The following is a 6,029-nucleotide window of genomic DNA, read 5'->3' as shown; positions in this document are numbered from 1 at the left end:
AAAGCCCATATAAATGGGTAGAGTACAGGTTGCTGTAGAAGCATGTTTAATTCGTCTGATCACAGATACTTTATAAACTATTTTAATACTTTTTTGAATCCGTCAATGCGTAAGTCCTAATTAATGTTAAATATGTTTTAAAATTGTAAATTACGTGATATATTTCACACAATTATGTGTGGCTACTCATTAGGGTTAATTAAAACTTTAATTAGGACAAAAATAAAGGTCAGATTGAAGTTGTTCACTTTCATTATTGATGAAAAATGTCCCACCGATGGAGGAGAATTTTTGTGATAAAAGTTAATAAAATCTTTTATTTATTTATTTGTGCTATTGTTTTCTTATATACATCTATTTTACATGCTGCTGTTGATATTGTTGTCAATGAGAATGATAGTCCTGACCCAATCGCAGCAGGTGGGACATTAACTTATACTCTGAATGTAGCTAATAATGGTCCTGATGATTCGACAGGAGTTAGTTTGACGGCGGCGTTACCTGCAACAGTAAGTTTGCAAAGTGTCGTTTCTTCGCAGGGGACATGTACAGGTACAACAACAATTACTTGTAGTCTGGGTAATATTGATAATAATGCGGCAGTCAATATTGTGATTAAGGTGACTGTACCCACCACACCAGGGACATTAACCAGTACCTTCACAGGTTCAAGTGGTCAAATTGATACTAATTTAACCAATAATAGTAAGATTGAAACAACAACAGTTGTACAAAGTGCTGATTTGCAAATCACAAAAACGGATAGTGCTGATCCAGTATCAGAGGGGGCGACTTATAATTATGTGCTGGCGATCAAGAATTTAGGGCCTTTTGCTCATACTACAGCAGATACAGTGACTGTAACAGATAATATTCCATCCAGTATGCGTCTACAAAGTCTACCCAGTGGTACTAATTGGACTTGTAGTAGTTCTGGTGGTACAACATTTCCCCAAAATGGACCAGTTGTTGTAACGTGTCAGAGAAATATACAAGCCAATAATGCCTTGGCAGTCAATGCAAGTTTTCAGAATATTACAGTACCCGTCAAGGCATTGGCTTATGGGACGGTAACCAATGAAGCCAGCGTGAGTTCAACGATGGCTGATAAAAACACTGCCAATAATACGGTTACAGAAAATACTTCGGTAAATCAGGCGGTTGATTTAAGTGTGGCAAAGGTACTTACCAATACGTCAAATACTACCATTGGGACGAGTACACAGATCGGTGCAGGTGCGACTTATCGGTATCGTCTAACACCGTCTTTAGTCATTGGGGATACAGCAGGTGCAACGGTTCGAGTCACGGATCCATTACCGAATAATATACAGGTCACTACTTCACCAACAGTATCTGGTAATTCAGGGGTATGGAGTTGTGATTATAGTCCAAGCCAGACTTTACCTTTTACGGTATCAGCCAGTAACCCTGTGAGTGTCATTTGTGACTCTTCAACACCCTATGTGAATACCAGTACGACAACACAAAGTCTGGGGATTATCCAGTTTGATTTTATCCCAACTCAAGGGGGTACATTGACTAATGCGGCAACAGTAGGTTCTGTGGGTAATATCTTAACTGATATTGCAACCAGCAATAATACAGCTTCAGTGACACATACAGTGAACGGAAATGCCGATCTGAGAATTACTAAAACTGTCAATGGTTCTGGTGCTGTACGTGCTTTAAACTCTACAGCAACTTACACGCTTGCTTATCGTAATGCGGGTACATCTCCAATCCCTGCTGGAACAACAGTAACGATTACTGATACGTTGCCTAGTGGTGTTCAAATTACGGCGATTACTGCGCCAGCTGGCTGGAGTTGTCCAACTGCAAGCACAGCTTCTCCCATTAATGGACCTACAACCATTACATGTACACTGACCAATGGTCTGGTGGTATCAAGTAGTAATAATGGTAGCATCACACTGTCTGCAAAATTTACCAGTACTGGGGTGAAGCAAAATATTGGCAATATTAGCTCTGTCATATCCGATCCTGATCTGAGTAATAACCAGTCAGACAATACGCTGACGATTGTAGATACATCAGGAGGTGGTACTTATAGTGATTTGTCAATTGTTAAGGACGATACCGTATCAGGCAATACTACTTATGGACCTGATCCTGTGGCAGTAACAGGTAATGTACGCTATCGCTTGCGTGTAACCAATAATGGACCATCTAATATGCCAACGGGTCGTACAGTGACAGTAACGGATACCATTCCTGTCAATTCTACCATTGTGAGCTATGCACCCACTGTATCTACCCAAGGCTGGAGTTGTAGTGATACTGGCACGGTGATTACCTGTACCCGCACTGTGAGCGCTTCATCTACCTGGACGGTAAATACAACCAATGATATTGATGTGGTATTAAAAGCCAATAACGGCACAACAATGACTAACTACTCACAAGTAGTGACCACAAACGATCCAATAGGCAGCAATGATACTGCCCAACAGCAAACCACTATTCTGGATGATGCCAATTTAAAACTGGTTAAAACAGTGTCAACCGCTAGTGTTTATATGGGACAGAGTTATACCTATACTTTTGTGGTGACAAATCAGGGGCGAACTGCTGTGCCAGCAGGAGCATCAAATGCGATACGCTTGGTTGATAGTATGAATCCTGATCCAGGAGCAACACTGGTTTCTACGACAGCAGCAGCCAATGGCTGGACTTGTACAACAGCAGGAACAGGCAATGTAACTCCCTTAACTTGTGATTATGCAGGTGGTCTGGCAGTGGGGGCGAGTACTTCATTTACTGTGACTGTGACACCTAGGACGGTTGGGATGGCACGTTCAAATACAGCCAGTATCAGTTTTGTCAGTACTGCTGTTGTTGCTGATCCAGATTTTACAGATAATAGCAGTACTGTGACCTTAGATGTACTGCCAAGTGCTGATTTGCAGATCGGCAAAAGTGCTTCCTTAACAACGGTTGCTGCTGGTCAGAACCTGACCTATATTTTAACCGCCAGAAATAATGGTCCTAGTGCTGCTACCAATGTTACTGTTATTGATACTTTACCAAATAATGTGACAGTGATGTCAATCACACCAACAGGCACTGGTACTTGTCAACAAAATGTACCTACAGCAGGAAAAATTCAGTGTCAATGGGCTAGTTTAGCGAATAATACAACACAATCAGTGACAGTGGTGGTTCGTCCACAACAGACCGCAGCAGGTACAAATATAACCAATACCGCCACTATTAGTTCAGATATCTATGATGCTGTCAGCACTAATAATACCTCTTCTGTTTCTACCGCGGTAACTTCTGCCGTCATTGATCTGGTGATCAATAAATCAGATCTGGTTGATCCTGTTGCGCAAAATGGTACTGTGGTTTATACGGTAACGGTAAATAATCTGGGACCTTCAGTCGCAAGCAATGTAATAGTCACTGAAAACCTGCCTTATACTTATCTTGAATTTATAGATGCTACTCCCCAGCAGGGAAGCTGCACAGCACCAAATAACAGTCATCAAATGTTATGTAATCTGGGAAGTGTAGAGGCGGGTCAAACAATAACGATTACTATCCGTATGTTGGCAAAATATATTGGTACCGATGTCAATCAGGTCAGTGTTCAGGCGAGTGAAACAGATAGCTTAACGACCAATAATAATGATAGTGAAAATACCACAGTGCAACTTGGAACAGATGTTCAGGTTACAAAATTAGTTGATAATACAAATATTTATGTTAATCAACCCTTTTGGTATACCATCAATATTTTTAATGAGGGACCTGCAAACAGTAATGTGACTTTTACGGATACTATTCCTGTAGGAATTGATTATGTTTCCTATACCACAACAGGAGGAAGTTGTACTTATAATAGTAGCAATAAAACCCTGACCTGCAACATGGGGCTAATGACTCCAGCTACAACCAAGCAAGTCAGAGTACAGGCAGTTTCCAGACAATTGGGGACGATTACCAATACAGCAAATGTAACGGGTTCAGCACCTGAACTGATTTTGGATAACAACCAGTCTAGCGTGAGTGTCAACTCACAGCTGATTGTTTCGGGGCGCGTATTTAATGACAATGGCGGTACAGCCAATAATATTGTTGCTAATGCCTATAATGGTGTACAAGATACTGGCGAGAATGGGATTACTGGTGCGAAGATTCAATTGACCAATTGTATTAGTAGTATTATTGCAGAAACCACAACCAATGCAGCAGGTGATTATCAGTTTATTCGTAATGCAAATCTGCCAAGTCCCTATTGTATTATAGAAACTAATACGCAAAATTTTACCTCAGTTAGCGGTGTTGCCAATTACACACGTAGTACCGATACCATTAGCGTGGCAAATAGTACTGTAGCCAGCTATACCACAGGAAATTTTGGCGATGCTAATCTGAGCGTGATACTCATAGAAGATGGGCAACATACCATTAAAGCAGGAGAAGTGACTGACTATCCACATCGACTGATCAGTTACGCGCCTGTGAACATTACCCAGATGGTACAAAATCTGGCACAACAGCCAGCTTCCAGTACAGATCAGGTATGGCAGGCTATTATCTATCAGGATACTAACTGTAATGGCAAAGTGGACGCGGGGGAAAGTGTATTTAACCCCACCACAGGTAGCCCAATCCTGTTACAGCCAGCAACCGACATCTGTCTGGTACAGCGTGTCCTGTCGCCAAGTAATGCCTATGCAGGCGCACAGCAAATGACCCGACTACAGGCCAGCTATCAGATTAGCCTGAGTAATCCATCGCAAACGATCACAGGACAAAGCAACCAGCGACAGGATACCACCCTGATTGGCAGTGCAGGACTTGATTTGCAGAAACGAGTACGTACCGTTGCCACGTGCCCATCAACAGTGAGTGACAGCACTTCTTTTGCGATCAACAATCAGGCGACCAGCCAACAAAAACTGGAGTATGAGATCACCTATAAGAACAATAGTGTGAAAGTGTTGCAAAATGTAAAGCTGAAAGACAGTGTGCCATTGGATACAACGTTTGGTAGCATCAATTGCCAGTCTACCCCTTCAGGCATTACAGGTTGTACAGCAACCCATAACAATGGCCAGCTAGAGTGGGTGTTGACAGGTAATCTGCCACCTTCTGCTACGGGTACAGTGAGGTTCTGTGTTTCACCGTGATGGGGTGGTTATTGCAAAATGCTCAGGAAGTCTGGCTGTTAGCTACTTGCTGGGTGTTTTGATAGGGGGAGGAGTTCTGAATTCTCAATTAAAGGATTCATATTGATGTCATAAAAGTGAAAGATTATTTATAGGATTTTAAGATGATAGGACTTACGCATTGACGGATTCAAAAAAGTATTAAAATAGTTTATAAAGTATCTGTGATCAGACGAACTAAACATGCTTCTACAGCAACTTGTACATTACCCATTTATATGGGCTTTCTCATGACAGAACCGAACTCTATTAGCTGCACACAACTTGCCGAGACTTATAATATCTCGCATGATAGTGTAAATCGCTTTCTGGAGCGTGAAGACTACACACCTCACGACCTATATCAAGAAGCAATTCAACATATTGATAATAATAAACTTATAGTCAGTATTGATGATACTGTTTTAGATAAACCATATAGTCAACATATGGACTTGGTTAGCTATTTTTGGTCAGGCAAACACCACCGATCCGTCAAGGGGATTAATCTCATTACCCTGTATGCGACAGATCAGAATGGTCAAAATATTCCAATTAATTTCCGAATTTATGACAAATCTGAGGGTAAAACCAAGAATGATTACTTTATGGATATGTTAAGTGAAGTACTTAGTTGGGGTGCAAAGATTCAATTTATTACAGGTGATAGTTGGTATTCATCGACTGAAAATCTAAAAACCATAAGAAAATATGGTATTCGATTTATGTTTGGTGTCGACAGTAACCGTAAGGTTTCCCCTGAAAAAGGACAATGGTTTCAACTGCGTTTATTGCCAGATTTCCATCAGGGTCAAGTGGTCTGGCTCAAAGATTTTGGCTTTGTACAATTAT

Annotated in this window: 2 protein-coding genes; both read left to right on the top strand. The window is 41.1% G+C overall.

Features of this window, described 5'->3' with window-relative positions; translation table 11 throughout:
- Positions 1-293 precede the first annotated feature (293 nt).
- Positions 294-5,159: an SdrD B-like domain-containing protein gene (locus NO346_RS14520; RefSeq protein ID WP_256415591.1), complete on the top strand. Its 4,866-nt coding sequence runs from the start codon at positions 294-296 to the stop codon at positions 5,157-5,159.
- A gap of 203 nt (positions 5,160-5,362) precedes the next feature.
- The coding region (locus NO346_RS14515) for a transposase (RefSeq protein WP_256415590.1) at positions 5,363-6,029 on the top strand (667 nt) is incomplete at its 3' end.

It is taken from the genome of Acinetobacter sp. 5862 (assembly GCF_024494585.1).
In the GTDB taxonomy this organism is placed as follows: domain Bacteria; phylum Pseudomonadota; class Gammaproteobacteria; order Pseudomonadales; family Moraxellaceae; genus Acinetobacter.
This window is presented reverse-complemented; position numbering and strand designations above follow the sequence as displayed.